The sequence below is a fragment of the Pseudomonas sp. HMWF006 genome, assembly GCF_003061205.1.
In the GTDB taxonomy this organism is placed as follows: Bacteria; Pseudomonadota; Gammaproteobacteria; order Pseudomonadales; family Pseudomonadaceae; genus Aquipseudomonas; species Aquipseudomonas monsensis.
The window spans coordinates 20,910-24,732 of record NZ_QAIU01000519.1 but is presented as its reverse complement, the minus strand read 5'-3'; the positions used below and the strand labels follow the sequence as shown (position 1 = coordinate 24,732).

The 3,823-nt window shown below is 60.1% G+C and carries 3 protein-coding genes; 2 read left to right on the top strand and 1 reads right to left on the bottom strand.

From position 1 onward, the window contains the following. The first annotated feature begins 73 nt into the window (after positions 1 to 73). Positions 74 to 607 (top strand): bacterioferritin, encoded by a 534-nt coding sequence (locus tag DBR24_RS23280; protein ID WP_128615924.1) that lies wholly within the window; start codon positions 74 to 76, stop codon positions 605 to 607. 92 nt (positions 608 to 699) lie between these two features. Here DBR24_RS23280 and DBR24_RS23275 read toward each other — a convergent pair whose 3' ends face one another. Then, entirely contained in the window at positions 700 to 2,775 is a 2,076-nt protein-coding gene (locus DBR24_RS23275) for an AsmA family protein (RefSeq protein ID WP_128615923.1), read from the bottom strand. Positions 2,776 to 3,159: 384 nt separating this feature from the next. On the opposite strand from DBR24_RS23275, the gene DBR24_RS23270 reads away from it, so the two are divergent. Next, positions 3,160 to 3,666, top strand: a complete 507-nt coding sequence (locus DBR24_RS23270) for a hypothetical protein (RefSeq protein WP_128615922.1) — start codon at positions 3,160 to 3,162, stop codon at positions 3,664 to 3,666. Positions 3,667 to 3,823: the final 157 nt, after the last annotated feature.

Here is a 3,823-nt window from a genome sequence, read left to right as displayed (position 1 = left end):
GGACTCACAACTGGGGTAGGCGAGCACGCCTGTAGAGCGTGGCGCCAATCGGATTAGCCTCCAGGAGATCGAAATGAGCGACGACCTGCATCTGTCAGATGTCCAAACCCTGCGCGACCGTGCGCGCCAACACGTCGAGAACGGCGCCGTCACCGAAAGCTACAGCGCCGACCGTGAAGAGGTACTGCGCTTGCTCAACGCATCGCTGGCCACCGAACTGGTCTGCGTATTGCGTTACAAACGGCACTACTTCATGGCCTCCGGGGTGAAAGCCAGCGTGGCCGCCGAAGAGTTTCTTGAGCACGCCACCCAGGAAGCCCAGCACGCCGACCGCCTGGCCGAACGCATCGTGCAACTGGGCGGCGAGCCTGAGTTCAACCCCGACCAGCTGTCGAAAATGTCCCACGCCCAATACGTGGCCGGCTCCACCCTGAAAGAAATGGTCTACGAGGATCTGGTGGCCGAGCGGATCGCCATCGACAGCTACCGCGAGATCATTCAGTACATCGGCGAGAAAGACCCGACCACCCGGCGCATCCTGGAAGACATCCTCGCGCAGGAAGAAGAACATGCCGATGACATGGCCGATATCCTGAAAGACCTCTAAACCCTATCGCGAGCAGGCCCACGCCTACAGAGGAACGCATTCCAAATGCAGGAGTGAGCCTGCTCGCGATGGCGTCGTTACATACGCTGAAGTTATTGGGTTGGTTTAACGGTGACAGGCGCCTTGCCTGCCTTCATCTGCTCCAGCAACGGCGCACACTGATTAGGCTCGCCGCCGCTCGGTGCCACCAGGGCCAACAGCCCCGCCGCCGGCGCCGCAATCACACCCAGCGCCACCATACCCGCCCCACGCAGTATCAACGGCACGGCCTTGACCCCGGCATCCGGCTTGATGAACTTGCCGCGCACATACAAAGGTGAACGCAGGGAAATCAAACGCCAGCCCTTGGACTCCGGGGTCACCGTCAGATCGAGTTGCTCGGTGGCCATGTTGGCTGTGCCGTCGATATAGATGATCGCGTTCTCGGTATCGAAGACAAACAATCGCGTGGTCGCCAGGCCCGTCTTGATGTCGAAGTCGGCCGCCGCGCAGTTGATCTTCACTTCCTTGTCGCCAAAGATCTTGCCGACCACATAGTTACCGACGTTCAGCCCCGCCAATTCCATCAGTTCACGGCTGATTGCGCCGTCGTTGATCAGCATCTTCAGGTTGCCGTTGGCGCCGCCGAGCAACTTCGCCACCGAATTGCCGCGCCCGCTGATATCGGCATCACCGTTGAGCTCACCGAAACTGGTTTTCATCGGCTCGAAGGTGGGGAACAGTTCCTTGAGCTTGAACTTGCGCGCAGTCAGTTTCGCCCGGCCTTCCAGCGGCTCGGTGCGACCGTCGAGGCGGATTTGCGCATTGAGGTTGCCGCCAGCCACGCCGAAGCGCAGCGGTTCGAGGCTGAGTTCGCCGTCGTTGAGTTTCAAATGGGTATAGAGGTCGGTGAACGGCAGTTTCTCGCTGTGGACAATGCGTTTGCCGGTGAACTCGACATCGGCGTCCATCGCGCGCCAGCGATCGGTCTTGAATTCTTCCACCGGCAACACTTTATCGGTCGGCTGCTTGCTCTCGCCGCCCCGGGCCTTTTGCTTGGCGTTGGAGTCGGCGCCAATCAGCGGGGCGAGGTCGGCGAACAGCAATTGATTGGACAGCAACGCACCGCTGAGTTTCGGCCGCGGCTGGCTGGCGACATAAGTCAGGTCGCCGTGGATATCACTGCTGCCGATCTTGCCGTTGAACTGCTCATAGGTGAACGTCGCCCCGGCCACGTCATGCAGTTTGGCGATCAAGTGACCGTCGGTGGAATAGGGTGGTGTGTCGGGCAGGGTCACGCCGGTCAGCGGATACAGGTTACCCAGGCTCGCGCCGGCCAGTTTCAGGCGCAGATCGAGAGCGCCGAGGTTAAGCGGGTCAGTCAGGGTGCCGGCCAGGTCGAGGCTGGTGTCGCCGATCTTTGCCTGCGCCTGCAGCGGGAACGGTTTGCGCGCGTCCTGCAAGGCCAGCAGCCCGCCGATCTTGCCTTGGCCGGTGAGGCTCTGGCCGTGGTACTGGCCTTTGACCTTCAACGCAAACGCATAATCCTGGGGCGCGCCGCCCTTGTCCTGGGCGGTCTTGGCCGCTTTGTCACCGACGATTTCGCTGAATGGAATCGGTTTGCCCAGCGGATCGATCAACACATCGAGGCTGGTCTTGAGGGTCTGATCGTCGAGGGTCACATGGCCCTTGTCGAAACCGATGGCGCCGATGTCGACCACCCAGTTCGACGGCTCGGCATTCGGGTCCTTGGGATCGAACTTGAACACCCAGTTGGCGCGACCGTCCGCCAGCCGCTGCAACTCGGCGTTGGGCTCGGTCAGGTCGATACGCGGAATCACCACGCGCTGCGCGAGCAAGGCCAGCGGCGAGATACGCAACTCGACCCGCTTGAGGGTCACCATCTGCGGTTTTTTCGACCAGTCCGGATTGCCCAGGCTCAGGTCTTCGGCCACCACGTGCGGCCACGGCACCCACGACCGCCAACCGCCCTCATCGGGCTCGCGCTGCCAGATCACCGCGAGGTTGCCATTGATGGCGAACGGTCGGTGCAGTTCTTCCGAGACTTTGGCGTTGAGCGGCGGTTTGATCCGGTTCCAGTCGAAGAACACGATGATCAACACCAGCACAGCCAGTAGCAGCACGAGAATGGTGAGGGTCCAGCTGAAGATTTTTCCAGTGCGCGTCATGCACAAAGCTCCTGATCACGACCGCACGCAAAGACTGCGGCGTACGGCTGAAACGGCGGGCCAAAGCGGCCCTCATGAAATCTACGACTGGCAAACGGGCCGCAGGTTTAATCGAAAGGCCAATTACCGCGCAAAAAGCCGCGCGAAATCTGACCGATCAGTCGAGCAGCGTTACCGCGTCCGCACTTTTGCGAGGCGCGAGTGAGTCGAAAATACCCACTGCGGTGCAAAAGCGTCGCTCTGAAAGGCCCGTTCTAGAGCCTCCCGGCAGAACAATCAATTCTGTTGATTATTACCATTGCGTTTATGAACTTTTATATCGACTTATCGAGAGTAGCATTGCCTCCGTACCCACTTTATCGCCCTCCCAAGGAGCAACCCATCATGAAACGCCAATTACTGTTCAGCCTGACCCTGTCGATGCTAGCCAGCACTGCTTTCGCCCTGCCCGCTGCCGATCAGGCTACCCCGCAAGTGAAATCCAGCCACTCGGTGTTCAGCCAAACCGTTGCGGCTGATGGTTCGGACCGCACGCCACAAGGCCAGACGCTGGCTGAAAACGGTCGCAACCGCCTGGAAGAAAAAGGTCTGGTGCAAGACGGCTCCGATCGCACCCCACAAGGCCAGGCGCTGGCTGAAAACGGCCGTAATCGCCTGGAAGAGAAAGGTCTGGTTCAAGACGGTTCTGATCGCACCCCACAAGGTCAGACCCTGGCTTCCGATGGCAGCGACCGCACCCCACAAGGTCAGACTCTGGCTTCCGATGGCAGCGACCGTACCCCACAAGGTCAAACCTTGGCTGAAGATGGCTTCGACAAAACCCCACTGGGCCAAGCCGTTGCCGAAGGCGGTGGTGACCGCGTGATCGAACGCAACAGCCAATTGAGCTAAGCCCGTGGTGGCCTGGAAAAAAAGCCCGATCAAGCGATTGGGCTTTTGACTTTTCAGTCCCGGTAAAATCCTGCCTGACCTGCCCCTGCGGTTCGACGCCGACAAAGTCGATTTGCTAGAGTGCGACGCTTGTCCTGCCGAAGAACACACCTTGCGA

Coding starts and splice junctions, on each gene's coding strand:
- DBR24_RS23275 (WP_128615923.1), bottom strand. CDS start 2,775: ATGACGCGCACTGGAAAAATCTTCAGCTGGACCCTCACCATTCTCGTG.
- DBR24_RS23280 (WP_128615924.1), top strand. CDS start 74: ATGAGCGACGACCTGCATCTGTCAGATGTCCAAACCCTGCGCGACCGT.
- DBR24_RS23270 (WP_128615922.1), top strand. CDS start 3,160: ATGAAACGCCAATTACTGTTCAGCCTGACCCTGTCGATGCTAGCCAGC.